This window comes from Enterovibrio sp. FF113 (assembly GCF_041439165.1).
Classification (GTDB): domain Bacteria; phylum Pseudomonadota; class Gammaproteobacteria; order Enterobacterales; family Vibrionaceae; genus Enterovibrio; species Enterovibrio norvegicus_A.
The window spans coordinates 93,614-118,758 of the sequence record NZ_JBGONO010000006.1 but is presented as its reverse complement, the minus strand read 5'-3'; the positions used below and the strand labels follow the sequence as shown (position 1 = coordinate 118,758).

The following is a 25,145-nucleotide window of genomic DNA, read 5'->3' as shown; positions in this document are numbered from 1 at the left end:
TGATGGCAAGGACGCTTAGTACACTGTTATTGATGGGATTATTAGCAGGCTGTGTCACAGTAACGGATAAGCAAAGTAACGTTAAGTTTGATAGTATTGATGCTGCTGAATCCCGAATCGCATTGGGTATTGCTTATTTGAATGCAGGCCAGTGGGAGCGGGCGAGGGAAAACCTCGAAATGGCAGTGCAGTTTGCCCCTAGGTATTACCGTTCTTTGATCTCCTTTGCTCACTATTTGCAGCAAGTAGAAGAGTTCGAACAGGCAGAAGAACAGTACATCACGGCCCTTCGCTACTCTCCAAAAAACGGGGACGTTCAGAATAACTATGGCGTCTTTTTATGTCGCCAAGAACGTTATGATGAAGCGCAAAAGGCATTTGCGAAGGCCATTGCACAGCCTTACTATTACAAGTTGTCTGGAAGCTTTGAAAATGCGGCACTCTGCGCATTGAAAGCCGGTAAAACAGAGGATGCCAAGCTGTGGTTTGCCAAGGCTGTCGATCACGAACCGAATCGACCTTTATCTTCGGTACAGCTTGCGCGACTGGAAGTCAAAGATAACCAGTTCAACGATGCACGTTTGCGCTTATTCAAATTTCATAAGCGGTACGGCTATCGAGCGGGCTCTCTCTACACACTCATTGAGCTGGAGCATAAAGCTGAACGCCCTAGCGAAGTGGCAAGATATGCCAATTTGTTGGCCAGACAATATCCTGAATCTAACGAATATAGACAGTACTTAGCGAATGAATACTGAACAAAACGAAGAGCAAGTGTTAGAGGTTGAGTTTACTCAACCGGGGAAGATACTAAAACAAGCCCGTGAGGCGTTAGGTCTTTCCGAACAAGACGTCGCAGATCGTCTAAGACTTCGTGTTTCCGTTATTCGAGACTTGGAAGAAAATTGTTGTGATAACAAACAAATAGCTACGTTTACTCGTGGCTATATTCGCTCTTATGCCAAACTCCTTGGCTTGAACGCAGATGATCTGCTTCGCGGCTATCAAGCAACGCCACAATCGGAAGAATCTTCGCAGAAAATGCAGAGTTTTTCTCGTAAAACGCGCCTTGATAAGCATGACAGCCGCGTCATGAGTTTAACTTGGGTGATTTTGGCCGTTGTTGTTGGCATCACTACATTTTGGTGGTGGCAGAACCAACAAAATGATCCCTTGATGTCGTTGTCTGATGATTTTGTCGCGTTTACTCAATCGGAGAGTAGCGCCGATAACAATGAACAAATATCAGAAACAGAGACAACCCTGATCTCGCCTGTGGAACCAGAGGCCGAAGTGAGTGCCGCTGGTGTTGTCGTGCCTGAAATGGCCGTAAAAGATGAGGTTGTCGAAACAGATAGCATCACGGCATCGGCTCCTGCTGATGTTCAACCAAAGGTTGAAACAAGCCCTGAGGTCAACACACCATCTCCTGTGACCACCGCATCGAATGCCGTGACGAGCAGCAATGAAGCCGCTAATCAACCGCCTACGCTTTCTTTGTCGTTTAAGGGGGATTGCTGGGTAGACATTCGAGATGCCAGTGGTAAGCGTTTGTTGACCGGAATTAAGTCTGCGGGCGAGAACGTAGATCTGTCTGGTCAAGCGCCGTTTAAAGTAGTGCTTGGCGCACCCGCTGCTGTAAACCTTGTCTACAATGGCGACAAAGTTGATTTAAGTAGTTACCCTTCTGGACGGGTAGCCCGTTTGAGCCTTCCGAAGTAATTCAGAGTACACCTAATGCATACCGAATCTCCTATTAAGCGTCGCCCGTCAACGCGTATTTATGTGGGCAACGTGCCAATCGGCGATGGCGCACCAATTGCCGTTCAGTCAATGACGAATACTCGAACCACAGACGTTGCAGCGACTGTCGCTCAAATTAATGCACTGGAAAAAGTGGGTGCAGATATTGTTCGTGTTTCAGTACCGACCATGGAAGCGGCGGAAGCATTCAAACTGATCCGCGAGCAAACCAACATGGCGTTGGTTGCTGATATCCACTTCGATTACCGCATTGCTTTGCGCGTTGCCGAGTATGGCGTGGATTGTCTTCGTATCAACCCAGGTAACATTGGTAATGAGCAACGTATTCGATCTGTGGTTGATGCGGCTCGTGACAAAAACATTCCAATCCGCATTGGTGTTAATGGCGGATCGTTGGAACGTGAAATTCAAGAAAAATATGGCGAGCCAACCCCAGAAGCTTTGGTGGAATCGGCAATGCGCCATGTTGATATTTTAGATCGCCTTAACTTTGACCAGTTTAAAGTGAGCGTGAAAGCGTCTGATGTCTTCTTGGCAGTAGAATCTTATCGTCAATTGGCTAGACGCATTGATCAGCCATTACATCTGGGTATTACAGAAGCTGGTGGCGCCCGCGCGGGTGCCGTGAAATCGGCGGTTGGTTTAGGTATGCTGCTGAGCGAAGGTATCGGTGATACTCTGCGTATCTCGCTTGCGGCGGATCCAATTGAAGAAATTAAAGTTGGCTTTGATATATTGAAATCGCTGCGCATTCGTTCGCGCGGTGTTAACTTTATTGCTTGTCCAACATGCTCCCGCCAGGAGTTTGATGTGATTGGCACCGTTAACGCGCTAGAGCAGCGTCTGGAAGATGTTGTGATACCGATGGACGTGTCCATTATAGGTTGTGTGGTTAACGGTCCCGGCGAAGCTGAGGTCTCTCATATTGGTGTGGCCGGAAGCAATAAGCGCAGTGCTTACTATGACGACGGGATTCGCCAGAAAGAACGTTTTGATAATGACAACCTGATCGATGAGCTGGAAGCGAAGATCCGGGCTAAAGCTTCAATGCTGGATGAGAACAACCGCATTGACGTAAACACGCAGGAGTAAGCCAAGCTGCTTGCTTCAAGACAGAATATAAAAGATCGGTTTCGAGAGTAAACGTGGCGAAAACAATTCAAGCGATTCGAGGCATGAACGATTGCCTCCCAACACAAACCCCACTTTGGCAAAAAGTTGAGGGTACAGTTAAAGACGTGATCAGCGCGTACGGCTACAGCGAAGTGCGTATGCCGATCGTCGAAATGACCCATCTGTTTTGTCGCGCTATCGGTGAAGTCACCGATGTGGTTGAAAAAGAGATGTATACCTTTGAGGATCGCAATGGCGACAGCCTAACCTTGCGTCCAGAAGGAACCGCAAGCTGTGTCCGTGCGGGTATTGAAAATGGTCTGCTGTATAACCAAGAACAACGCCTGTGGTACATGGGTCCAATGTTCCGTCATGAGCGTCCTCAGAAAGGTCGTTACCGTCAGTTCCACCAGTTTGGTGTTGAAGTCTTTGGCCTGAATGGCCCTGATGTTGACGCAGAGTTGATCATGATGACAGCCCGCCTGTGGCGTGAGTTGGGTATTCATGAGCATGTTCGTTTAGAGCTTAACTCCATTGGCTCGCCAGAAGCGCGTGCAGATTACCGTGAAGCGCTGGTCGACTTCTTGATGCAACATGAGGCGGTTTTGGATGAAGATTGCAAACGTCGTATGCACACCAATCCATTGCGTGTTCTCGATTCTAAAAATCCAGAAATTCAAGCGGTACTGACGGATGCACCTAAGCTATCTGCGTACCTAGATGATGAATCAAAACAACATTTTGCAGGTCTGTGTGAACTGTTGGACGCTGCAGGCATCCAATACACAGTTAACGAGAAATTGGTTCGCGGTCTTGATTACTACAACCGTACCGTTTTCGAGTGGATCACTGAAAGCTTAGGCTCTCAGGGTACCGTGTGTGGTGGCGGTCGTTATGATGGCTTAGTGGAACAGCTGGGTGGTAAAGCAACGCCAGCCGTTGGTTTTGCTATGGGTGTCGAGCGTCTGGTACTACTGATGGAAACACTGGAGCTACATGAAACCCGACCTGCTGTTGATGTTTACATGGTCACTGCGGGTGAAGGTACATTAGCTGCAGGTATGCAATTGGCGGAGCTCCTACGTGAACGCGTACCGGGTCTTCGTGTTATGACTCACTTCGGTGGTGGCAACTTTAAGAAGCAATTTAAACGTGCGGATAAAGTGGGCGCATCGGTCGCACTGGTACTCGGTGAAGATGAAGTGGCAAACAAAGTCGTGACTTATAAAGATCTTAAAGGTGGCGAGCAGCTGACCATTACTCAGGATGATGTAGCCGAAAAACTGGCTCAACTAGTTTAAGAGAGGACAAATCGTGGACGTCTACACCACAGAAGAACAGCAAGTCGAAGCAATTAAGTCGTGGTGGCGGGAAAATGGCAAAGCCATTCTCCTCGGCGCAGTGATTGGTTTGGGCGGTCTTTATGGATGGCGCTATTACCAGTCAGAGCAAGAAACGAGCCGTGAACAGGCATCAGAAGCTTACATGCAAGTGGTCGGTGCGTTGGCCGCGGGTGATGCTGAAGCCCAAGAGAAAGCAACAGCATTTCTTCAGTCTCATGACGGTGCTTACACGGCGTTAGTGGAGCTGCAATTGGCGAAGTCCTTTGTGGAAGCTGGCGATTTGGCTAAAGCGGCGGAGCAACTACGTTCGGTTAAAACCGCAAAAGATGATGCCTTGAAAGCAACGGCAACTGTGCGTCTAGCACGTATTGAAGCACAGCAAGGTAACTTTGATGCTGCGTTAAAAGAGCTAGATGGTGTGACTGGCGACAGCTGGAAACCACAGGTTGAAGAGCTTCGTGGTGATATTGAATTGCGTAAAGGCGATACTAATGCGGCGCGTTCAGCGTACGCAGCATCCATTGCCGCCGCGTCTAATCCTGTTGTTCAAATGAAACTGGACAACCTGCCTCAGTAAGGTTTGAGTATGATGCGCAAGGGATGGAAACGTGTTAGTGCAGTAGCCTTGCTTGGAACACTGCTTATTGGTTGTGCCGGTGAAGAAGATTCGATTGTCATGGCACCTGTGCCTGTGGTTGAGAATACCTTTACGCCCGAGTCATTTTGGTCATCTAACGTCGGTGATGGTGTTGGGCGCTATTATAGTAACCTCACCCCAGCTTACGAATATGGCAAAGTGTATGCAGCGGATCGTGGTGGTGAAGTAAAAGCCATTGACGGTGAAACAGGAAAAACGCTGTGGGCGGTTAACTTAAGTGCAGAAAAGCCTGCGTTAATCTCCGGTGGTATTACGGCATCGTACAGTAAGTTGTATCTGGGCACCGAAACAGGTGAACTGATTGCACTGGATGAAGAAACCGGAGATCTGGTTTGGCGTATTAACGCGGGTGGTGAAATCTTGTCGAAACCACTAGCGGACGAAAGCCTGATTGTGGTAAATACGAGTCGCGGTGAATTGGCAGCCTTTGATGCTGAATCCGGTGAAGAGCGCTGGCGTATTTCTACCGATGTTCCCAATCTGACGTTACGTGGTGATAGCTCACCGGTTGCTATCTCTGGTGGTGTGTTCTGGGGAATGGCAAATGGTCGCTTAGGTGCCGCTTTCATCGAAAACGGTAACATCATTTGGCAGCAAACTGTGGCAAGCCCTAAAGGTGCAACAGAAATCGATCGTTTGGTCGATGTTGATGCGACGCCGGTGATTTCAGGTTCGCTACTTTACGCCGTTGGTTACAATGGTCAGCTAGTGGCAATCGATTTGCGTTCAGGAAGACCAGCATGGAAGCGCACCTACAGTTCAACAACGGATTTCTTGGTGGTGGGCAGCTATTTGTTCCTTGTCACCGATAAAGACCATGTTGTCGCCGTTGATGCACGCAGTGGTACAGAGCTTTGGCAAAATCGCGATCTTGAATATCGCCAGCTAACAGCTCCAGTCGCCATTTCTGGTTATGTTGTGGTGGGAGATGCGGAAGGTTATCTGCATTGGCTTGACCCAACAACGGGTGAATTTGTTGCTCAACAACAACTGGATGACAGCGGCATTGCGGTAGCGCCAATAAAAGCGGATGACGCGTATATTGTTATCACGCGCGATGGTCGTATTAGTAAAAAGCAAACGCAGTAACATCAAGCGTTTATAAATTATTCGGCTCCTGGACCCTAAGGTTCAGGAGCCGCTGTTATTAATGAATATGAGATTTTAAGAGGTCAGTATGATTCCTGTAGTAGCCCTTGTTGGGCGTCCAAATGTGGGGAAGTCGACACTCTTTAACCGGCTGACAAGGACGCGCGATGCGCTGGTGGCCGATTTTCCGGGTTTGACCAGGGATCGTAAATACGGAAAAGCCATGCTGGGTGAGCATGAGTTCATTGTGGTGGACACTGGTGGTATCGACGGTACCGAAGAAGGTGTTGAAACCAAAATGGCTGAGCAGTCACTGGCGGCGATTGAAGAAGCGGATGTCGTGTTGTTCATGGTTGATGGCCGCGCAGGCCTGACGGTTGCAGATGAAGCGATTGCGCAGCATCTTCGCAGCCGTGAAAAGACAACCTTCCTTGTGGTGAACAAAGTCGACGGTATTGATGCTGATGCTGCCAGTGCGGAATTCTGGCAGTTAGGCATGAGCAACATGTTCCAAATCGCTGCGGCGCATGGACGTGGTGTACTTGGTCTGATTGACCGTGCATTAAAACCTTTTGCAGAATCGCTGGCTGAACAAGAAGCTGACGAGGAAGGCTTGGTTGATTTAACTGGCGAGCAAGACTTTGAAGACGAAGACAAAGAGCTGACTGAGGAAGATGCGGAATCGGCGCTAGAGCGTCTGCGTAATCGTCCGATCAAGTTCAGTATCATTGGTCGTCCAAACGTGGGTAAATCGACACTGACTAACCGTATTCTTGGCGAAGACCGTGTCGTGGTATTCGATATGCCTGGTACCACACGTGATTCCATCTACATTCCGATGGAGCGTGATGGCCGTGAATACGTGATCATTGATACAGCCGGTGTTCGCCGTCGTAAGCGTGTGAACGAAAAAGTAGAGAAGTTCTCTGTTATTCAAACGCTGAAAGCCATTGAAGATGCCAACGTTGTGTTATTGGTGATTGATGCGCGTGAAAACATTTCAGACCAAGACCTAAGCTTGTTGGGCTTTGCGTTGAACGCTGGCCGTTCAATCGTGATCGCCGTGAACAAATGGGATGGTCTGGACAATGATGTGAAAGACCGCGTGAAGTCAGAACTTGATCGTCGTCTTGGCTTTGTTGATTTCGCCCGTATTCACTTTATTTCTGCATTGCATGGAACCGGTGTTGGTCACTTGTTTGAGTCAATTCAAGAAGCGTATGAGTCTGCGACTAAGCGTATTAGCACTTCAATGCTGACTCGAATCATGAGTATGGCGCAAGATGATCACCAGCCACCAATGATCCGTGGACGTCGTGTGAAGCTGAAATATGCGCACGCAGGCGGTTACAATCCACCAATCATTGTTATTCATGGTAACCAAGTGCGTGAGCTGCCCGCTGCGTACAAACGTTACCTGATGAACTACTACCGCAAATCACTGAAAATCATGGGTACACCAATTCGCATTCAGTTCCAAAACAGCGAAAACCCATTTGAAGGCAAGAAAGAAAACCTGACTATCTCTCAGTCTCGCCAACGTAAGCGACTGATGGATATGGTAAAACATCGCGGTAAGAAGTAATCATACTGTGAAAAGAAGAAAGCCGACCTTAGTGGTCGGTTTTTTTATGCCTGTCATTCATACCAACCGGAACAAGTATTCAGTCATTCTTGCTGAACAAGCACCCTGTGGTTGCTTAGGTATTAGTCGCGTAACGACTGAGTGCAATCTCTTCCTTGCTCTTGTTGATTTTTCCTGCGTAAAGTTTAGTCCGATTACTATTAGCCGAAACGATGAAGATTGAATGACAGTTCATGTAATTTATACATTGGCGATATTCTTCCGATAATCTGTGGATAGTATCGCCATTCATTAGCGTCTATTTGATTAAAACTCGCATGATCTGACACTATTGATGTGTGATCTGTTGCTTATTTTGCAGCCTAATATAGATCTTTGTCACATTTACGGGGGCATGAAAGCGAGAAATATCGTTCTAGGGCACTAAGGTGATTTTTTACTCGGCTACTAAAGCAACTTGTATTTACTAAATACTGATAAATTTGATAATTTTTAAGTTTATTGGAATTTTATATCGCTTAAAATCCAAATGCAGAACATGTAACTTATGCTTTCGGGAGTTGTATTGATAAATATTCTTTTAGGGGTAGATCGCTGATCGGATCCCATAAACACCTCGATCAGACGATCTTGATAGGATCCAGCGAGAGGCTGTTCTGTTAGATCTCAGCGTTAAGTTAGAATAGCGCGTAAAACGAATACAGAAAATATGGGCGTATAAAAGTGCGACTTGGACAGCTAAGGGGAATGATGTATGGAAAATAACTGCCCAGAGTGTGGTGTGGTACTGCGTTGGGAACAGGGCACGTATCGCTGTGGACCTTGCGATAAAGTCTTTATAAAACAGGGGTATTGTCAAACCTGCGACGTGCAATTAGAAAAGCTGCAGGCGTGTGGTGCGACGAATTATTTCTGCAATCAGTGCAATGAGTTGAAGTCTCGCTCGAGCGCGAGAATTGTATTTGAGACACAAAAAACGGCGTCGCAATGACACCGTTCTAGACGTGCTTTGACGCGATCCTAGATCACTGTGGATTGGATCTCGCCGCTCGATAATACTGTGGTGATCTGATCGCCGGATTTCACGTCACGGTCAGACCGGATCACTTTGTTATTCTTGCCTCGAGTGATCGAATATCCTCGAGCCAGTGTGGCGAGCGGGCTGACTGCGTCCAAGGTTTCCATTTTTAGGGCTAATTCATGCTGATGTTGGCGTAACTGACGGTGCATGGCGTCAGTTAAGCGCTGCTGTGTGTATCCTAATTGCGTGCTGAGTCCTGGCAGTTGGTTCGCTGGCGAGAAACGCTCTAATCGCTGACTCGCTCTATCTAGGCGCTGCGCATCAGTTTGCAGTTTGGTTCGCATGGATTGGTAGAGACGACGTTCGAGCTCGTCAAACTGCTGTGCTTGCTGTTGCAGACGAGCTTGGGGGTGTTGCATTGCCAATCGGTGTTGCAGGCGTGTGAGGCGCTCCTGGCTGCGTGATAGGTGTCGACTGAACACATGTGCCAGCCGATCACTGCGTTGCGAAAACTGTTGGGCTCGTACTGAGGTATCTCTGCTCACCAATTCAGCCGCAGCAGAAGGCGTGGGTGCGCGCATGTCCGCAACAAAGTCGGCGATGGTTACATCGACTTCATGACCCACGGCACTGACAATAGGAATGCTGCTTGCTGCAATGGTGCGCGCCACTATTTCTTCGTTGAAACACCACAAGTCCTCTAACGAACCGCCACCGCGTCCCACAATAAGCACATCACACTCGTCACGACTGTTGGCTCGGCCAATCGCTTGCGCTATTTGGATCGCCGCGTCTTTTCCCTGAACTTGAGTAGGGTATATCACCACGGGCAGACTTGGGTCCCGGCGCTTTAATACATGCAAAATATCGTGAAGGGCTGCGCCAGTTTTTGAGGTGATGATCCCGACGCGTCTTGGCTGTTCGGGTAATGTTTTTTTGGTACTGGCTGCAAACAGACCTTCCGCCGCCAGTTGCATTTTCAGCTTCTCAAATTGCTGCTGAAGCATGCCATCTCCTTCCGGCTGCATGCTTTCAACAATGATTTGGTAGTCGCCGCGCGGTTCATACAAGGACAATCTGGCGCGAACCAGTACTTGATTGCCGTTGGCTGGCTTAAAGGTCACACGGCGATTGTTGCCTTTGAACATGGCACATTTCACCTGAGCACGGCTGTCTTTGAGGGTGAAATACCAGTGGCCAGACACAGGAACGGTAAGATTTGATACTTCGCCAACCAGCCAGACGATGCCCATTTCGTTCTCGAGCAGAAGACGAACTTCGGCGTTCAAACGAGAGACGGTGAAAATGTTTTCGTTAGGGCTTGTCATCACCAGTTAGCCTTCAATATCAGCGGGTTTTCGTCATGGTACTGGGGCAAAAAATGAATGCCAAACGTTTTCGTTAAAATCTATAGCCAAACGTTTGCGTCATCAGTATAATGCTGCGGCAATATTTAGTCCCCCGTATTTACTTTTGGCGTGAGATATTGCAATGTTACGAATAGCTAAAGAAGCACTAACTTTTGATGATGTATTGCTGGTTCCAGCACACTCCACAGTTCTTCCAAACACTGCCGACTTACGTACTCAACTGACGAAAACTATTTCTCTGAATATCCCTCTGATCTCAGCGGCGATGGACACAGTGACAGAAGCCCGTCTCGCGATTGCGTTAGCTCAAGAAGGCGGTATCGGATTCATCCACAAAAACATGACTATCGAACAACAAGCAGAACAAGTTCGCTTGGTGAAAATTTTCGAAGCAGGTGTGGTCTCCAACCCAGTCACTGTTACCCCAAATCAAACCATTGCAGATGTGAAAATGCTGACTGAGCGTAATGGCTTTGCAGGTTTCCCTGTGGTGACTGAGAGCAATGAGCTTGTTGGTATCATCACTGGCCGTGATGTTCGCTTTGTTATCGACCTTAGCCTGAAAGTGGCTGATGTGATGACACCAAAAGATCGTCTGGCAACAGTGAAAGAAGGCGCAAGCCCTGAAGAAGTGCAAAAGCTGATGCAACAATTCCGTGTTGAGAAAGTGTTGGTTGTGAATGATGACCACCATCTCAGCGGTATGATCACAGCAAAAGATTTCCAAAAAGCAGAACGCAAACCCAACGCGTGTAAAGACGAAAAAGGCCGTCTACGTGTCGGTGCAGCTGTTGGCGCGGGTGCTGGCAACGAAGAACGCGTTGCGGCACTGGTTGAAGCCGGTGTTGACGTGTTGCTTATCGATTCTTCTCACGGTCATTCTGAAGGTGTTCTTCAGCGTATTCGTGAAACACGTGCGGCATTCCCTGATCTGCAAATCATTGGCGGTAACGTCGCAACCGGTTCTGGTGCAAAAGCGCTGATCGAAGCGGGCGTCAACGCAGTAAAAGTCGGTATCGGCCCGGGTTCAATTTGTACTACGCGCATCGTGACCGGTGTGGGTGTGCCACAAATCACTGCGATTTCTGACGCAGTTGAAGTGGCTGACCAATACGGCATCCCTGTCGTTGCTGACGGCGGTATTCGTTTCTCTGGTGACATGTGTAAGGCGATTGTCGCTGGTGCATCGTGTGTAATGGTTGGCTCAATGCTAGCGGGTACTGAAGAGTCTCCGGGTGAAGTTGAGCTGTATCAAGGCCGCTCTTACAAGTCTTACCGTGGCATGGGCTCATTGGGTGCCATGTCTAAAGGGTCATCTGACCGCTACTTCCAGACAGATAACGCTGCCGACAAGCTTGTACCTGAAGGCATTGAAGGCCGCGTGGCTTACAAAGGCCGTCTGAAAGAAATTATTCACCAGCAAATGGGTGGTTTGCGCTCGTGCATGGGCCTAACGGGTTCTGCAACGGTTGATGCTCTGCGCACAAAAGCAGAATTCGTTCGCATCACAGGTGCAGGCATGACTGAATCGCACGCACATGATGTGACGATCACGAAAGAAGCGCCAAACTACCGTACTGGGCAGTAATCCTTTTTTACAAATACCAAGGGGCGTTGCCCCTTGAATCGCTGACATTTTGAGACAAGCTGAAATGACTAAAAATATTCACGACCAACGTATTCTGATCCTCGACTTCGGCTCACAGTACACGCAGCTTATTGCGCGTCGTATCCGTGAAATCGGTGTGTATTGCGAATTGTGGGGCTGGGACGTCGATGAGCAGGATATTCGTGACTTCAACCCAGATGGCATCATCCTTTCTGGTGGCCCTGAAAGTGTGACGGAAGCGGGTTCTCCTCGTGCACCGGAATATGTGTTCACCGCTGGTGTGCCTGTTTTGGGTGTGTGCTACGGCATGCAAACCATGTCCGCGCAACTTGGCGGTAAAGTTTCAGGATCAACGGAACGCGAATTCGGCTACGCAAAAGTCACTCTCGACAATGCGGGTAGCCTGTTTGAAGGTATCGAAGATTCTATCAACGAAGAAGGCTTAGGCATTCTTGATGTATGGATGAGCCACGGTGACAAAGTGGTCGAGATCCCAGCTGACTTCGTGAAAGTGGCGTCAACCGATACTTGCCCATTCGCGGCAATGGCCAATGAAGAGAAGCGTTTCTATGGTGTGCAATTCCACCCAGAAGTGACACATACTCGTCAAGGTCACCGCATGCTTGAGCGTTTCGTTCTCGACATTTGTGGTTGTGAGCGTCTTTGGACGTCAGCATCGATCATTGAAAACGCCATTGAAAGCATCAAAGAGCAAGTGGGTGATGACGAAGTGATCCTAGGCCTGTCAGGCGGTGTGGATTCTTCTGTTGTTGCTATGCTTATTCACCGCGCGATCGGTGACAAGTTAACGTGCGTATTTGTTGATAATGGTCTGCTACGTCTTAATGAAGGCGAGCAAGTTATGGACATGTTTGGCGATCATTTCGGATTGAACATCGTTCATGTGAAAGCGGAGCAACGCTTCCTTTCTGCACTTGAAGGCATTGCTGATCCAGAAGCTAAGCGTAAGAAAATTGGCCACGTGTTTATTGATGTATTCGATGAAGAATCGAAGAAGTTGGACAACGCGAAGTGGCTGGCGCAAGGCACTATCTACCCTGACGTGATCGAATCTGCCGCATCGAAGACGGGTAAAGCACACGTGATCAAATCTCACCATAACGTTGGCGGTCTGCCAGACGACATGGAAATGGGATTGGTTGAGCCGCTTAAAGAACTGTTCAAGGATGAAGTGCGTAAGATTGGTCTTGAGCTTGGCCTGCCTTACAACATGCTTTACCGCCACCCGTTCCCAGGTCCAGGCCTTGGTGTTCGCGTGTTGGGTGAAGTGAAAAAAGAGTACTGTGATTTGCTTCGTCGTGCTGATGCTATCTTCATTGAGGAATTGCATAACGCAGACTTGTATAACAAAGTGTCTCAAGCCTTCACGGTATTCCTACCTGTGCGCTCAGTGGGCGTAATGGGCGATGGCCGTAAATACGATTGGGTTGTTTCTTTGCGTGCTGTTGAAACCATCGATTTCATGACTGCACATTGGGCGCATCTGCCTTACGATTTCTTGGGTAAGGTATCAAACCGTATCATCAATGAAGTCGACGGCATCAGCCGTGTGGTTTATGACATTTCTGGTAAGCCACCTGCAACGATCGAGTGGGAATAATTCCTCTTTGATTAAAAGATGAAAGAGAAAGATGAAAGGCACGCATTGCGTGCCTTTTTTGTGTCTAACTTTCTGTCATGCGCTCTCAATACCGTGACGCTGCGTGCCCTAACCTTGCCTAATACTCTTTCTTTCGTTCTGAAGTAACGATTTCTTTGGAATTGTTGCCGCTCAGGATTCACCTTGTATCCATTGTGTTTATTTGTTGTGTGAATATTGAATCAATCTTCTTTTTTTGTGAGTTAAATTGATATTTACCCCTGCCAAAAAAGAATTAAGTATGTATTTTATGCTGCTGAATAATGATGACGTCGTCTGAATCGAAAGATTCAGAATACACGATGCAAACACACACAATTAACCATGGAGCTTTACATGAGTAACCATGCTATGGACAACATTCCAGACGCGCCGATGAGCGCAATGGACAAGTTTCTCAATGGGATTGAGAAAGCAGGGAACAAAATCCCTGATCCAGCATTACTGTTCTTTTACGGGTTATTAATCGTATGGGGTCTGTCTGCCGTTCTTTCTCAGGTTGATTTTGGCCTGATACACCCAATCTCCGGCCAGACTGTAGAAATTAATAACTTGTTGACTGGCACTGCGCTAGCTAACTTCCTCGCTAACATGGTCACCACCTTCACTAGCTTTGCCCCTATGGGTATCGTGCTGGTGGCGATGTTGGGTGTTGGTGTTGCGGATGCTTCAGGTTTTATCACCACCGGCCTGAAGAAAATGCTGAACGTGACACCGAAGAAATTGCTGACGCCAGCATTGATCTTGGTGGCTATCGTTTCGCACACCGCAGCAGATGCGGGCTACGTTCTGGTTATCCCGCTGGGTGGCATCATCTTCCACGCGGCAGGTCGCCATCCTCTTGTGGGTATTGCGGCGGCATTTGCTGGTGTATCAGGCGGTTTCTCTGCGAACTTCATTCCTTCTGGTATCGACCCGCTTCTTGCCGGCTTTACTCAATCAGCGGCACAAGTACTTGATAAAGATTACTTGGTCAATCCACTGGCAAACATTTACTTCACCGGCTTGTCTTCGATTTTGATCGTGGCAATCGGTTGGTATGTGACTGAAAAAATCATCGAGCCGCGTCTAAGCAAATTGCCTATTGATGACGATGCCGAGAAAGCCCCTGATCTGGGTAGCTTCACCGACATTGAAAGCAAGGCGTTCAATCGCGCAAGCTTTGCGATGCTGGCGGGTATTGCGCTACTAGTTTTTGCGCTTATTCCTGAAACATCAGCACTGCGTTCACCAGAAGGTGAGTTAACTGCATTCTCTGCACCGTTGATGAAGTCAATTGTACCGCTGATCTTTATTCTTTTCGTCATTCCTGGTGTGGTATATGGCCGCGTAGCAGGGACGTTCAAGAAGCAAGGCGACATCATTGTGGCAATGAGCCAGACCATGTCTACCATGGGTAGCTACTTGGTCATGTCATTCTTCTGTGCGCAGTTCCTTGCCGCATTCAGCCAATCAAACATTGGTACATTGTTGGCGTTAGAAGGCGCAGAGCTTCTAAAAGCACTTAACATGCCAGGTCAAATGACAATTATTGGCATGATCTTACTGACGGCGTGTGTGAACCTGTTGATTGGTTCTGCTTCTGCGAAGTGGGCGTTGATTGGTCCAATCCTTGTGCCGATGTTGATGGCATTGGGTATTTCCCCTGAGCTTTCACAAGCAGGTTATCGTGTCGGTGACTCTGTCTCTAACATCATTTCTCCGTTGATGGTCTTCTTCCCATTAGTGGTGGTTTACTGTCAGCGTTACGTGAAGAACACTGGTATTGGTACCTTGGCTTCAATGATGATGCCTTACTCGATTGCTATGTTGATCGGCTGGAGTCTTTTCTTGCTGGCATACTGGGCATTGGGTATTCCATTGGGTATTCAAGCACCGTACACCTATCAGTTGTAGCCGAGTGAGCAATAAGCGACTTCGCTTTTTCTGATTGGTATGACGTTATAGGCGGCTGTTTTCGTCAGGGAATAGACCGCAATGTTGATGGTGTTGGTTAACTTCAACATTCCACTGGGCTTCTAATGGATACCGTTAGTTGCCCCGTCAGATAAAAAAAACCGGCCTCGGCCGGTTTTTTGTTTTCAAATGCTAGCTAGATATTCAGCCTTTGAGGTGCTGTGCGTGAAAGCGAAGATGATCATCAATGAAACTGGCAATAAAGTAATAGCTGTGGTCATAACCTTCCTGCATGCGAAGCTCTAACGGGTAACCCGCTTCTTCGGCTGCTTGCAGCAGATGGCCCGGTTTTAACTGATCATGCAAAAACTGATCGCCATCCCCTTGGTCAACCAACATTGGCACGTGTTTCTCCGCGGTTTTGATCAGAGCGCATGCATCATATTCCAGCCACGTCGACGTATCGTCACCTAAATAATTGGTAAAGGCTTTCTGTCCCCAAGGCACGACTGATGGATTAACGATAGGGCTGAATGCAGATACCGAGCGATAGGCATCACTGTTTTTCAGTGCAATGGTTAGTGCCCCATGTCCGCCCATGCTGTGGCCTGAGATAGCTTTCACGTCGCTGACGGGGAAATGGCCTTCAATCACCGCAGGCAGTTCTTTCACCACGTAATCGTACATGTAGTAATAACGATTCCACGGTGCTTCGGTAGCGTTCAAATAAAACCCAGCGCCGACGCCAAAATCATACGCGCCATCGGGATCATCAGGAATATTGTCGCCACGCGGGCTGGTGTCAGCGGTGACAATCGCGATGCCTAATTCTGCCGCCAACTTGTGCGCGCCCGCTTTTTGCATGAAGTTTTCATCTGAGCAGGTTAAGCCTGATAGCCAATAGAGCACGGGCACTTTGTTTGATTCAGAAGCTTGCGGCGGAAGATAGATGGCGAATCGCATGTTGCAGTGCACAGTGCGAGAAGTGTGTGTGTATTGCTTGTGCCAACCGCCAAAGCTGCGATTGCTGCTGGTATTTTCAAGACTCATGTTGGGCTCCAGTGTGGGCGCACCATGAGTGCGCCCACGTTGTTGTCACCGTAAAGGGCTACTTGTCGAAGTGGATGACAGAACGAATACTCTTACCTTCGTGCATCAGGTCAAACGCCTCGTTAACGCCTTCCAAGCCCATGGTATGGGTAATAAAGTCATCAAGCTTGAACTCGCCAGCGAGGTAGCGATCAACAATTTCAGGCAGTTCTGAACGGCCTTTAACGCCACCGAATGCAGAGCCACGCCATACGCGGCCTGTCACCAATTGGAATGGGCGTGTTGAAATTTCTTGGCCTGCGCCTGCCACGCCGATGATCACCGACTCGCCCCAACCTTTGTGACAGCACTCGAGGGCTGAACGCATCACGTTGACGTTACCAATACATTCGAACGAGAAATCGACGCCACCGTCGGTCATTTCCACGATCACATCTTGGATTGGCCGATCGAACTTACTTGGGTTGATGCAATCGGTTGCGCCTAGCTTGGTTGCCAGTTCGAACTTGCTTTCGTTCAAGTCGATACCAATGATGCGGCTAGCGCCCGCCATCGCAGCGCCGATGATGGCAGATAGGCCAATACCACCCAGGCCGAAGATAGCAACGGTATCGCCTTTTTGTACTTTCGCAGTGTTAAGTACCGCGCCCATGCCTGTTGTTACGCCACAGCCTAACAAGCAGACTTCTTCGAGAGGGGCGTCTTTGTTCACTTTGGCTAGTGAGATTTCGGGTAACACGGTGTACTCAGAAAACGTTGAACAACCCATATAGTGGTAAATCGGCTGGCCATCTTTGTAAAAACGCGTGGTACCGTCTGGCATTAGCCCTTTGCCCTGGGTTTCGCGAATTTTCTGACACAGGTTGGTTTTACCGGATAGGCAGAATTTACATTCGCCACATTCTGGCGTGTAAAGCGGGATCACATGATCACCAACCTTAACACTGGTTACGCCTTCACCGATTTGCTCGACGATACCGCCACCTTCATGTCCCAGGATCGCAGGGAAAATACCTTCTGGATCATCGCCTGACAGAGTGAATGCGTCTGTGTGGCATACGCCTGTTGCAACGATACGTACCAATACCTCACCGGCTTTAGGTAGCATGACATCAACTTCTTCTATGCTTAGCGGTTTGCCTGCTTCCCAAGCGACTGCTGCGCGAGATTTAATAAATTGTTCCGCCATTGACTCTGTCCTCTATGCATGTGATCAGTCCTTCTCGACTAACCGTAGGTCAAATTTGAAGGGATCATGTGTCCAATTGTGTGACAACCCCACTTTCATTACCTAGTCTAATTGTTTCGTTGGTATTGATAATCCATAATCCTAGCAATTAACTTTTACTGGTGTGTAACAATGGCGAATTGGCAGGGTGTTTCTGAATTTCTGGCAGTGGTTGAAACAGCAAGTTTTACCAAGGCGGCAAAAAGGCTGGGTATTTCGACGGCACACGTAAGCCGGCAAGTCGCCATGCTGGAAGAAAGGCTAAATACGCGATTGTTCTATCGAACGACTCGCCGAGTGTCGACGACTGAAGAAGGTGATGTCTATTACCAGCACTGTCGTATGGTCGCTGATGCGCTAAAAGAAGCGGAAAGTGCCGTGACACAATTGCAAGAAACCCCTAATGGTCATATCAAACTGACCGCGCCTGTCACTTACGGGGAAAAGGTGGTCATGCCGTTGATCCTCGATTTTATGGACAGGTACCCTGAAATCCATGTTGATATCGACCTGACCAATACGCCGCTTGATTTGATTGACTCTGGCTGTGACTTTGCACTGCGATTGGGGCGACTGACGGATTCCTCCATGGTATGTAAGCGTCTTGCAACCCGTAAATTAATTGTCTGTGGTGCGCCAGAATTTCTCTCTAAATTTGGCACACCTCATACCTTGTCGGAACTACCGCATTTTAATTGCCTGCGCGGACAGCATGATTACTGGCGTTTTCGTGAGAGTGGCAAAGAGTGCACGGTGCGCGTTAAGGGCAGCCTGCGCTGCAACAGTGGTGTGGGCTTGGTTGATGCCGCCAAGCGCGGGATGGGGCTGGTTCAATTGCCTGATTATTATATTGATGAAGCGTTGGCATCGGGCGAGTTGGTTCGCGTGCTGAATGCGTATCAAGATATGGAAGAGGGGATATGGGCGTTGTTTCCTCATCGTCGCTTGCAATCATTACGGGTGAAATTGCTGGTGGATTTTTTGGCTGACGGTTTAGCACACGGAGCGAGATCAACCGCTACACAGAATGATATACTGCGCGCTGCAACATCCTCAGGCAGATAGCACAGTGACTCAAAACGAATTAGATCAGCAATTTATGCAGCATGCGATGACATTAGCTGCCAAAGCGGAAGCCGAAGGTGAGGTGCCAGTTGGTGCACTCGTGGTGCTTAACGGCGAAGTGATTGGTGAGGGGTGGAACCGTCTTATCGGTCAACATGATGCCACGGCGCATGCTGAAATGATGGCTCTTCGTCAAGCGGGTAAGGTGCTACAAAACTACAGACTGTTAGACGCTGTGTTGTATGTGACTTTAGAACCGTGCCCAATGTGTGCGAGTGCGATGGTGCATAGTCGCGTTGGAAGGGTCGTGTATGGGGCGCCGGATTACAAAACAGGCGCGGCGGGAAGTGTGATGAACTTACTGAGCTACGACGGTGTTAACCACCATGTTGCTTATCAAGGTGGGGTGATGGAAGAGGAGTGTCGGGCGCAGTTACAAGCCTTTTTCCGTCGTCGTCGCGCGGAGAAAAAAGCCGATAGAGATGCACGTAAGCGCATTAACGACTCAGCGCAAGACCCAGAGTAAGCGACGCTTTGCCGAATTAGAAACTCTCGTCCATCATGGCAAATTCTCGAATGGCAAAGGTGCGTTGACGCCACAATACTTTTTTCAGGTTAACGTTGCGCATGCGCTTACGTCGGTTTGATGCTGAGCTTGAGTTACGTGCAAAAGTGGACTGCGTTTTTCGTTTGTTAGCAAACATATTTTCAGTTCCTATTTAGACAAAAACGCAGCCAGTGCTGCGTTTTTGTTGTCTCTGACACCTAGGTTATAACCTGCCATTGTGAACACACTATGACAAGAGGGATCCCCTATTTGTCATTGGCTTCTTTTGCTGGGCTCTCTTCTGAGACAGGCTCAATCACATCGGTTTGTGTTAATGCTTCCACCTCATCGGGCGAAGTCTCAATATTGATCGTCTGCAATCCATCAAGATTATCCGTAAGGTCTGCACCAATTGCCTGCGCTTTATCCTGCTCATAGCCAACAATACTTTGATAATAACGGCGAATGTTTTCAACGTAACTCAAGGCTTCATAACCTCGGGCGTAACCATAACGCGTTTGTTTGTGGTACTGGCGTTTAGCAAGCAATGGTAAGCGCTGTTTCACATCAGCCCATGAATCAGGGTTGCCGCCTTGTGATTTCGTCAATCGACGCGCATCCATCATGTGGCCAAATCCGATGTTATAGGATGCCAGTGCGTACCAGATTTTTTCATTTTCGTTGACGCTGTCTGGTACTCGTTGCAGCATTTTATAGAGATATTCAGCGCCGCCACGAATGCTTTGCTCCGGATCAAGACGGTTTTTCACACCGACTGATTTTGCCGTGGGTAACGTCAGCATCATCATGCCGCGAACACCGGTGGGTGAAACAGCGCGTGGATTCCAGTGTGATTCTTGATAGGACAGTGCAGCCAGCATTCGCCAATCAAACTGATCCGCGTATTTTTTAAATAGCGGCTCCCACTTCGGCAGTTTACTGTCAATAGCGCGCAAAAAGGCGCGAGTATCGACGTAATCAAAACTGTCGACATGGCCAAAGTACTTTTCTTCTAGCGCTGCTAATTCACCGCTTTGTGTTTTTTTGCCGAAGAACTCAATCATCAAAGCGTAAACGCTGTCATCTTGTGATTTCTTCATGAACCAAGCGACGGGTTCGTCTTCTGTCAGCTCCAATGCAACAGTAATAGCGGGGTGAATGCGCTGAATTAACGCAATGTCGACGGAATCAGCAATGGTGAAGTCCAATTGGCCATCAGCCACTTGTTTCAGCAATTCGTCGTCATCGGTGTCTTTAACACTTTCCCAGATCATTTCTGGAAATTCACGTTGTATGGCTTGCAGTGTCAAGGCATGACTGGAATCTTCAACCACGGCAATGCGTGCACCATCTTTGTTCAGCTCTGACAGGTTTCGCGGACGCCAGTGACCCTTTTTGTAGACCAATTGCTGGCTGACATAATAGTAAGCAGGACCTGGGCGAAAATGGTCAAGGCGATCTTTGGTAATCGTTAGTCCAGCAGCAATGATATCGACGTCGCCACGCTCTAACGCTGGAAAGAGACCTGAAAGGGTGTAAGCAGGCTGCATTTCCAGTTTCACACCAAGACTTTGTGCGAATTGCGAGGCAAGTTCTAAGTCGAGCCCTGTTGGGCCGTCTGGGCCAATGTAATAGGAAAGTTGATTGTTCAGTGTCCCTACGCGAAGTACGCCACTGTCACGAATTTTGTCTAGTTCAGTTCTGTCATCGTATTTCCATTCACAACCGGAAAGAAACAGCACTAACATTGTGCCAACAAGCAGTTGATAGATTCGTTTTATAGCATTCGCGTTCAAAAAGTTATGCTCACTCTTTATTGATTACCGACTGTTATATCAAAGGTGGCATCCCGCATAAAGTGAAGCTGGATGGGTACCTTAGTTTAGACGCAGAATAATGACAGTCATCGTCGAGGAAAAAAAGTTGCGCAAACGGTTGCGTCAAGTGTTACGTCGCCCACATTTTTACCCTATAATAGCGCCCCGAACACTAGGAGATACCCTAGCAGCAAGAACAGAAGTGATATCGACGTAGCTTTCCCATTTATGTTACGACATAAAACTCATGGGGTTAGGCCAATATCACTTTAATTCACCGCTAACCGAGAGACGTACGCACATGGAAATTTTGCGTGGTTCCCCCGCTCTGTCCGAATTCCGAGTCAATAAACTGATAGAAAGCTGTCAGGCGAATGACTTGCCTGTGACTGGCCTCTATGCCGAGTATATCCACTTTGCTGATATCAGTACTCCCTTGAGTGCCGATGAGAAGCAAAAGCTGAATCGTCTGCTCACTTATGGGCCAACGATTGCTGAGCACGCGCCTACGGGCACCCTTATTCTTGTAACCCCTCGTCCTGGCACGATTTCTCCTTGGTCTTCAAAAGCGACTGACATCGCGCACAACTGCGGTCTAAATGCGATTAAACGCCTTGAGCGTGGCACGGCCTATTATGTTGAATTGGCATCTGAACTGTCTGTTGACCAACATAAAGTGTTGGCCGGTTTGCTCCATGACCGAATGATGGAAGTGGTATTTGCTGATATGGATGCGGCGTCAGCACTCTTTGCAGCAGCAACGCCAGCACCGATGAAAGCGGTAGATATCCTTTCTGCGGGTCGTGAAGCCTTGGAAGTGGCCAACGTGGAGTTGGGTCTTGCTTTGGCTGACGATGAAATCGATTATTTGGTGGAAAGCTTTACCAAGCTGGGTCGCAACCCTAACGATATCGAACTGATGATGTTTGCTCAGGCAAACTCAGAGCATTGTCGCCATAAAATATTCAATGCTGATTGGACTATTGACGGTGTGGATCAGGACAAGAGCCTGTTCAAGATGATCAAGAACACCTACGAGCATAACAACGACTATGTGTTATCTGCGTACAAAGATAACGCTGCTGTTATGGAAGGCTCAAGCGTAGGACGTTTTTTCCCGAACCCTGAATCACGTCAGTATGATTACCATCAGGAAGCGACACATATTCTGATGAAGGTGGAAACACATAACCACCCAACCGCTATTTCACCTTGGCCTGGCGCAGCGACGGGGTCAGGTGGTGAAATTCGCGATGAAGGCGCGACTGGTATCGGTGGTAAGCCAAAAGCAGGCTTGGTCGGTTTCTCCGTGTCCAACTTGCGTATCCCAGGTTTTGAACAACCTTGGGAAACAGATTTCGGCAAGCCTAGCCGTATCGTGAATGCGTTGGACATTATGCTAGAAGGCCCATTAGGTGGCGCGGCATTTAACAACGAATTTGGTCGTCCTAACCTATTGGGTTATTTCCGCACCTACGAAGAAAAAGTCACCTCGCACAACGGTGAAGAAGTCCGTGGTTACCACAAGCCGATCATGATTGCTGGTGGTATGGGTAACATTCGCGATGGGCATGTTCAGAAAAAAGAAATTCCAGTCGGCGCCAAGCTTATTGTACTTGGTGGCCCAGCCATGAACATTGGTTTGGGTGGTGGCGCAGCGTCTTCAATGGCCTCTGGCCAGTCAGCGGAAGATCTGGATTTTGCTTCTGTGCAGCGTGAAAACCCAGAAATGGAACGTCGTTGTCAGGAAGTGATTGACCGTTGTTGGCAGTTGGGTGACGACAACCCAATTGCGTTTATCCATGATGTGGGTGCGGGCGGTATTTCTAATGCCTTGCCTGAGCTTGTGGATGATGGCGAGCGTGGTGGTAAATTCCAATTGCGTAACGTGCCAAACGACGAGCCGGGCATGAGCCCGTTAGAAATTTGGTGTAACGAATCACAAGAACGTTATGTGATGGCGATAGCGCCAGAAAACATGGGCGTATTTGATGCGATTTGTCAGCGTGAACGTGCGCCATATGCGGTTGTCGGTGAAGCCACCGAAGCGCGTCATCTTGAGCTGGAAGACAGCCATTTCGATAATACGCCAATTGATATGCCGTTGGATGTTTTGCTGGGCAAACCCCCTAAAATGCACCGTGACGTGCAAACACAAAAAGTGGAAGGCAAAGCGGTTGAACGTGCAGGCATCTCTGTCGAAGAAGCGTCACAGCGCGTACTGCGCTTGCCTTCGGTTGCAGAGAAAACCTTCCTGATCACCATTGGTGATCGCACGGTCACAGGTTTGGTTGCACGTGACCAGATGGTTGGCCCATGGCAGGTACCTGTGGCGAACTGTGCTGTCACGGCAGCAAGTTACGACACCTACCATGGTGAAGCCATGTCGATGGGTGAGCGTACGCCAGTGGCCTTGCTTGATTTCGCCGCTTCTGCACGCTTGGCGGTCGCGGAAGCGCTGACCAATATCGCGTGTGCGGATATTGGCGATTTGAAACGCATTAATCTGTCTGCAAACTGGATGGCTGCAGCAGGTCACCCAGGCGAAGACGCGGGTCTTTATGAAGCCGTGAAAGCGATTGGTGAAGAGCTGTGTCCCGCGCTTGATTTGACGATTCCAGTCGGCAAAGACTCCATGTCGATGAAGACCCGTTGGGAACAAGATGGTGAGCAGAAAGAAAATACCTCTCCATTGTCTCTGGTGATCACAGCCTTTGGCCGTGTGAACGATGTGCGTAAAACGGTGACGCCTCAGCTTCGCACTGATAAAGGTGATAGTGCACTGGTGCTGGTTGATCTTGGTCAGGGTCAAAACCGCCTAGGTGCTACGGCACTGGCGCAAGTTTACAAACAATTGGGTGACAAGCCTGCTGACGTTGATAGCCCGGAGCTGCTTAAAGGCTTCTTCCTTGCCATGCAATCTTTGGTGCGTGACGAGAAGCTGTTGGCTTACCATGATCGCGGTGATGGTGGCTTGTATGTCACCTTGACGGAGATGGCGTTTGCGGGCCACACCGGCGTGGAAGTAGACATCAATACCTTGTCTGCCAATGAAGAGTGTGATGACGAACTGGCTGCATTGTTCAACGAAGAGTTGGGCGCAGTCGTTCAAGTCCGCACGGATGAATTAGATTCCGTACTTTCAACGCTGTCTGCGCATGGTTTGGAAAATTGCACTCACGTTATTGGTACGGTTATCGAAGACGATACGGTGCGTATTTGGAACGGTGATGCACTGTTGCTAGAACAAAATCGTACGGAACTTCGCGCTGTATGGGCGGAAACTACGTACCAGATGCAAGCAATGCGTGACAACCCAACGTGCGCACAACAAGAATTTGATGCCAAGAAAGACGTGACCGACCCAGGTTTGTCTGCGGCACTGACGTTTGATGTGAAAGAAGACATTGCCGCGCCGTTTATTGCGACAGGCGCGCGCCCTCAAATGGCGATTTTACGTGAGCAAGGCGTTAACTCTCATGTCGAAATGGCCGCCGCGTTTGACCGTGCAGGTTTTGATGCCAAAGACGTTCACATGAGCGATATTCTTGGCGGCAAGGTGTCATTGGACGGCTTTAACGGTCTGGTTGCCTGTGGCGGTTTCTCGTACGGTGACGTGCTGGGCGCGGGTGAAGGTTGGGCGAAGTCGATTTTGTTCAACGATGATGCACGCGACCAATTCGCGCGCTTCTTCCAACGCGGTGATTCTTTCTCGCTGGGCGTATGTAATGGTTGTCAGATGCTGTCTAACTTGCATGAGCTGATCCCAGGTGCGGATTTGTGGCCACGTTTTGTTCGCAACGAATCTGAGCGCTTTGAAGCGCGATTCAGTCTGGTAGAAGTGCAGGAAAACCCATCCTTGTTCCTTGGTGGCATGGCCGGTTCTCGTATGCCGATTGCCGTTTCTCACGGTGAAGGTCGTGTGGAAGTGCGTGATGCCCAGCATCTTGCTGCTATTGAGCAATCAGGCACCATTGCACTGCGTTATTTGGATAACTTCGGTAAAGTGACGGAAAGCTACCCATCAAACCCGAATGGTTCGCCAAACGGTATCACAGGGTTAACCACCACTGACGGTCGTGTAACGATCATGATGCCTCACCCAGAGCGAGTGTTCCGTACCGTCGCTAACTCTTGGCACCCAGACAACTGGGGTGAAGACAGTGCATGGATGCGTATGTTCCGCAACGCACGTGTGACTTTGGGTTAGCAGTATCCAACGAGCAAAATATGCAAAACTTGTGACACAAGCCGCTACCTTCGGGTGGCGGCTTTTTTATCTGATTGCGTCCAGTATTGGCGAGAGGGTAAAGTGTTTCGGCAAAACATG

General features: G+C 48.8%; 19 protein-coding genes. 14 read left to right on the top strand and 5 right to left on the bottom strand.

Going from position 1 to position 25,145, the window contains the following annotated elements:
• Positions 1–2 precede the first annotated feature (2 nt).
• The 8 genes from pilW to ACED36_RS06495 all read left to right on the top strand — a co-directional run bounded on the left by pilW (position 3) and on the right by ACED36_RS06495 (position 8,543).
• The gene (gene pilW, locus ACED36_RS06530) at positions 3–758 is read left to right on the top strand and encodes a type IV pilus biogenesis/stability protein PilW (protein WP_016960894.1); all 756 of its coding nucleotides are present in this window, start codon (positions 3–5) and stop codon (positions 756–758) included.
• Positions 748–1,722 carry a cytoskeleton protein RodZ gene (gene rodZ / locus ACED36_RS06525; RefSeq protein WP_371732960.1) on the top strand — a complete coding sequence of 325 codons (975 nt, stop codon included), beginning with the start codon at positions 748–750 and terminating at the stop codon, positions 1,720–1,722. Before pilW ends, rodZ begins: the two co-directional genes overlap by 11 nt.
• A gap of 15 nt (positions 1,723–1,737) precedes the next feature.
• Positions 1,738–2,856 (top strand): flavodoxin-dependent (E)-4-hydroxy-3-methylbut-2-enyl-diphosphate synthase, encoded by a 1,119-nt coding sequence (gene ispG, locus ACED36_RS06520; protein ID WP_016960896.1) that lies wholly within the window; start codon positions 1,738–1,740, stop codon positions 2,854–2,856.
• A gap of 53 nt (positions 2,857–2,909) precedes the next feature.
• Complete coding sequence (hisS, locus tag ACED36_RS06515; RefSeq protein WP_017004665.1) at positions 2,910–4,178, top strand: histidine--tRNA ligase; 1,269 nt, start codon at positions 2,910–2,912, stop codon at positions 4,176–4,178.
• 13 nt (positions 4,179–4,191) lie between these two features.
• Positions 4,192–4,797 (top strand): tetratricopeptide repeat protein, encoded by a 606-nt coding sequence (locus ACED36_RS06510; RefSeq protein WP_017005869.1) that lies wholly within the window; start codon positions 4,192–4,194, stop codon positions 4,795–4,797.
• Between the two features lie 9 nt (positions 4,798–4,806).
• Positions 4,807–5,967 carry an outer membrane protein assembly factor BamB gene (bamB, locus tag ACED36_RS06505; RefSeq protein ID WP_371732959.1) on the top strand — a complete coding sequence of 387 codons (1,161 nt, stop codon included), beginning with the start codon at positions 4,807–4,809 and terminating at the stop codon, positions 5,965–5,967.
• A gap of 88 nt (positions 5,968–6,055) precedes the next feature.
• The gene (der, locus tag ACED36_RS06500; RefSeq protein WP_017004668.1) at positions 6,056–7,552 is read left to right on the top strand and encodes a ribosome biogenesis GTPase Der; all 1,497 of its coding nucleotides are present in this window, start codon (positions 6,056–6,058) and stop codon (positions 7,550–7,552) included.
• Positions 7,553–8,306: 754 nt separating this feature from the next.
• Positions 8,307–8,543 (top strand): zinc ribbon domain-containing protein, encoded by a 237-nt coding sequence (locus ACED36_RS06495; RefSeq protein WP_371732957.1) that lies wholly within the window; start codon positions 8,307–8,309, stop codon positions 8,541–8,543.
• 29 nt (positions 8,544–8,572) lie between these two features.
• Here ACED36_RS06495 and xseA read toward each other — a convergent pair whose 3' ends face one another.
• Positions 8,573–9,901, bottom strand: a complete 1,329-nt coding sequence (gene xseA / locus ACED36_RS06490; protein WP_371732956.1) for an exodeoxyribonuclease VII large subunit — start codon at positions 9,899–9,901, stop codon at positions 8,573–8,575.
• Positions 9,902–10,064: 163 nt separating this feature from the next.
• On the opposite strand from xseA, the gene guaB reads away from it, so the two are divergent.
• From guaB to ACED36_RS06475, 3 genes are all read left to right on the top strand, one after another.
• Entirely contained in the window at positions 10,065–11,531 is a 1,467-nt protein-coding gene (guaB, locus tag ACED36_RS06485) for an IMP dehydrogenase (protein WP_016960907.1), read from the top strand.
• Between the two features lie 64 nt (positions 11,532–11,595).
• Positions 11,596–13,173 carry a glutamine-hydrolyzing GMP synthase gene (gene guaA / locus ACED36_RS06480; RefSeq protein ID WP_371732955.1) on the top strand — a complete coding sequence of 526 codons (1,578 nt, stop codon included), beginning with the start codon at positions 11,596–11,598 and terminating at the stop codon, positions 13,171–13,173.
• A gap of 375 nt (positions 13,174–13,548) precedes the next feature.
• Positions 13,549–15,108 (top strand): AbgT family transporter, encoded by a 1,560-nt coding sequence (locus ACED36_RS06475; protein ID WP_016960909.1) that lies wholly within the window; start codon positions 13,549–13,551, stop codon positions 15,106–15,108.
• A gap of 204 nt (positions 15,109–15,312) precedes the next feature.
• Here ACED36_RS06475 and fghA read toward each other — a convergent pair whose 3' ends face one another.
• Both fghA and ACED36_RS06465 read right to left on the bottom strand, forming a co-directional pair.
• Positions 15,313–16,158 carry an S-formylglutathione hydrolase gene (gene fghA / locus ACED36_RS06470; protein ID WP_016960910.1) on the bottom strand — a complete coding sequence of 282 codons (846 nt, stop codon included), beginning with the start codon at positions 16,156–16,158 and terminating at the stop codon, positions 15,313–15,315.
• Between the two features lie 58 nt (positions 16,159–16,216).
• On the bottom strand, positions 16,217–17,347 hold the full coding sequence (locus ACED36_RS06465) for an S-(hydroxymethyl)glutathione dehydrogenase/class III alcohol dehydrogenase (RefSeq protein ID WP_371732954.1): 1,131 nt from the start codon (positions 17,345–17,347) through the stop codon (positions 16,217–16,219).
• A 171-nt stretch (positions 17,348–17,518) separates the two neighbouring features.
• Here ACED36_RS06465 and ACED36_RS06460 point away from each other — a divergent pair, with 171 nt between their 5' ends.
• A complete protein-coding gene (locus ACED36_RS06460; RefSeq protein ID WP_371732953.1) occupies positions 17,519–18,451 on the top strand; it encodes a LysR family transcriptional regulator in 933 nt (310 codons plus the stop codon).
• Between the two features lie 4 nt (positions 18,452–18,455).
• Positions 18,456–18,977 (top strand): tRNA adenosine(34) deaminase TadA, encoded by a 522-nt coding sequence (tadA, locus tag ACED36_RS06455; RefSeq protein ID WP_017005861.1) that lies wholly within the window; start codon positions 18,456–18,458, stop codon positions 18,975–18,977.
• Between the two features lie 16 nt (positions 18,978–18,993).
• On the opposite strand, the gene ACED36_RS06450 is transcribed toward tadA, so the two are convergent.
• Together ACED36_RS06450 and mltF are read right to left on the bottom strand one after the other, a co-directional pair.
• Complete coding sequence (locus ACED36_RS06450; protein ID WP_016960914.1) at positions 18,994–19,155, bottom strand: hypothetical protein; 162 nt, start codon at positions 19,153–19,155, stop codon at positions 18,994–18,996.
• Between the two features lie 109 nt (positions 19,156–19,264).
• Positions 19,265–20,746, bottom strand: coding sequence for a membrane-bound lytic murein transglycosylase MltF (gene mltF, locus ACED36_RS06445; protein ID WP_016960915.1), 1,482 nt, complete (start codon positions 20,744–20,746; stop codon positions 19,265–19,267).
• A gap of 370 nt (positions 20,747–21,116) precedes the next feature.
• Between mltF and purL the strand changes: the two genes are divergently transcribed.
• Positions 21,117–25,025: a phosphoribosylformylglycinamidine synthase gene (purL, locus tag ACED36_RS06440; protein ID WP_371732952.1), complete on the top strand. Its 3,909-nt coding sequence runs from the start codon at positions 21,117–21,119 to the stop codon at positions 25,023–25,025.
• Positions 25,026–25,145 lie beyond the last annotated feature (120 nt).

Excerpts from the sequence above, each read along its gene's own strand:
- pilW (WP_016960894.1), top strand. The coding sequence starts at position 3 with ATGGCAAGGACGCTTAGTACACTGTTATTGATGGGATTATTAGCAGGC.
- rodZ (WP_371732960.1), top strand. The coding sequence starts at position 748 with ATGAATACTGAACAAAACGAAGAGCAAGTGTTAGAGGTTGAGTTTACT.
- ispG (WP_016960896.1), top strand. The coding sequence starts at position 1,738 with ATGCATACCGAATCTCCTATTAAGCGTCGCCCGTCAACGCGTATTTAT.
- bamB (WP_371732959.1), top strand. The coding sequence starts at position 4,807 with ATGATGCGCAAGGGATGGAAACGTGTTAGTGCAGTAGCCTTGCTTGGA.
- der (WP_017004668.1), top strand. The coding sequence starts at position 6,056 with ATGATTCCTGTAGTAGCCCTTGTTGGGCGTCCAAATGTGGGGAAGTCG.
- ACED36_RS06495 (WP_371732957.1), top strand. The coding sequence starts at position 8,307 with ATGGAAAATAACTGCCCAGAGTGTGGTGTGGTACTGCGTTGGGAACAG.
- xseA (WP_371732956.1), bottom strand. The coding sequence starts at position 9,901 with ATGACAAGCCCTAACGAAAACATTTTCACCGTCTCTCGTTTGAACGCC.
- guaB (WP_016960907.1), top strand. The coding sequence starts at position 10,065 with ATGTTACGAATAGCTAAAGAAGCACTAACTTTTGATGATGTATTGCTG.
- guaA (WP_371732955.1), top strand. The coding sequence starts at position 11,596 with ATGACTAAAAATATTCACGACCAACGTATTCTGATCCTCGACTTCGGC.
- ACED36_RS06475 (WP_016960909.1), top strand. The coding sequence starts at position 13,549 with ATGAGTAACCATGCTATGGACAACATTCCAGACGCGCCGATGAGCGCA.
- fghA (WP_016960910.1), bottom strand. The coding sequence starts at position 16,158 with ATGAGTCTTGAAAATACCAGCAGCAATCGCAGCTTTGGCGGTTGGCAC.
- ACED36_RS06465 (WP_371732954.1), bottom strand. The coding sequence starts at position 17,347 with ATGGCGGAACAATTTATTAAATCTCGCGCAGCAGTCGCTTGGGAAGCA.
- ACED36_RS06460 (WP_371732953.1), top strand. The coding sequence starts at position 17,519 with ATGGCGAATTGGCAGGGTGTTTCTGAATTTCTGGCAGTGGTTGAAACA.
- ACED36_RS06450 (WP_016960914.1), bottom strand. The coding sequence starts at position 19,155 with ATGTTTGCTAACAAACGAAAAACGCAGTCCACTTTTGCACGTAACTCA.
- mltF (WP_016960915.1), bottom strand. The coding sequence starts at position 20,746 with ATGTTAGTGCTGTTTCTTTCCGGTTGTGAATGGAAATACGATGACAGA.
- purL (WP_371732952.1), top strand. The coding sequence starts at position 21,117 with ATGGAAATTTTGCGTGGTTCCCCCGCTCTGTCCGAATTCCGAGTCAAT.